Origin of the sequence: Mycobacterium sp. NAZ190054 (assembly GCF_001545925.1) — a bacterium.
GTDB lineage: Bacteria > Actinomycetota > Actinomycetes > Mycobacteriales > Mycobacteriaceae > Mycobacterium.
The window spans coordinates 1-1,481 of record NZ_LMVQ01000450.1 but is presented as its reverse complement, the minus strand read 5'-3'; the positions used below and the strand labels follow the sequence as shown (position 1 = coordinate 1,481).

Annotated in this window: 1 protein-coding gene; it reads right to left on the bottom strand. The window is 60.8% G+C overall.

From position 1 onward, the window contains the following. Positions 1-36: 36 nt before the first annotated feature. Entirely contained in the window at positions 37-1,428 is a 1,392-nt protein-coding gene (locus ASJ79_RS24040) for an IS256 family transposase (protein WP_067960879.1), read from the bottom strand. Between the last annotated feature and the right edge of the window lie 53 nt (positions 1,429-1,481).

Genomic DNA, 1,481 nt, shown 5'->3' with positions numbered 1-1,481 from the left:
GAGCTTGTCAAGATTTTTGTGTATGAGTCGCGGTCATTAGTAGATGTAGGGCTCTAGTCGTTCTGGGTAGTTGAGGACGAGGGCGGCCAGTGCGTGCTTCCAGCCGGTCACGATGGCGCCTTCGACGAGGCGATTGCTTTCTTTGTATTGGCGAGGTGCTGCTCGGTCGCGTTGCCGGATACGTTCTCGTGCCCGTTTGTCTTCGATGTTGCAGATGGCCAGCCAGAGAAGTTTCACTGCCGCTTGATCATTGGGGAAATGTCCGCGGTTTTTGATGATCTTGCGCAGTTGATAGTTCAGGGACTCGATGGCGTTGGTGGTGTAGATGATTTTGCGGACCGCGGGCGGGAAGGCCAGAAACGGGGTGAACCGTTCCCAGGCTGATTCCCACGCCCGAACCGCAGTCGGGTACTTCTGCCCCCATGCCGACCCGGCGAACTCCTGCAGGGCGATCTCAGCGGCGTCAAGGGTGGGTGCGGTGTAGATGGCGCGCAACGCGGCAGCCACTGGCTTGCGATCCCCGTAGGCGACAAAGCGCATCGAGGACCGGATCAGGTGCACCGTGCACGTTTGCACGATGGTCTGGGGCCAGGTCGCCGCGATCGCATCGCCGAAGCCGGTCAGGCCGTCCACGCAGGCGATGAGCACGTCCTTGACGCCGCGATTGGCCAGCTCAGCGCACACTCCAGCCCAAAACTTGGCGCCCTCGTTGGGCTGAACCCAGATCCCCAGGACGTGGCGGATGCCGTCGATATCGACGCCGACGGCGATGTGGGCGGACCTATTGCGGACCTGGTGGCCGTCGCGGATTTTAATCACCAAAGCGTCCAGATAGACGATCGGATACACCGGATCCAGCGGCCGACGCTGCCACTCCAGCACCTCCTCGAGTACCGCGTCGGTGATCTTGCTGATCGTCTCGCGTGAGATCTCGGTGCCGATCGTGGTGGCCAGATGATGCTCGATATCGCGGATCGTCATTCCGCCGGCGTAGAGGCTGATGATCATCGAATCCAGTCCGCCGATGCGCCGTGAGCCTTTGGGAACCAGTGTCGGGATGAAGCTGCCATCACGATCACGGGGGATCGCCAAGGTCACATCGCCAACCTCGCTGGACACCGTCTTGGTGCTGAATCCGTTGCGGGAGTTGGGAATTACGCGACCGGCCGGATCACCTTTGTCGTAGCCAAGATGGCCGGTGAGCTCGCTTTGAAGGCCCCGCTCCAGGACCGATTTGACCATCTCCTGCAAGAAGCCGCCTTCACCGGTCAACTGCAGCTCCCCGGCGTCGATCTTGGCCAGGATGTCATCGAAACCGCCCGAGGCCTTCAACGCCTCAAACGCCTGCCGGCCCGAATCCAGCCGGTCTATCTCATCGTCGTTATCGCCGTCACCGGCCTGACTGTCCTGCCGAACAACCATGGACATCATCGTGCTCCATCTGGCTCATGCAGCTCCTACACAAACCATCTGACACGCCC

What these genes read in the sequence shown, in the direction of transcription:
- ASJ79_RS24040 (WP_067960879.1), bottom strand. Translation starts at nt 1,428, where the DNA reads ATGTCCATGGTTGTTCGGCAGGACAGTCAGGCCGGTGACGGCGATAAC.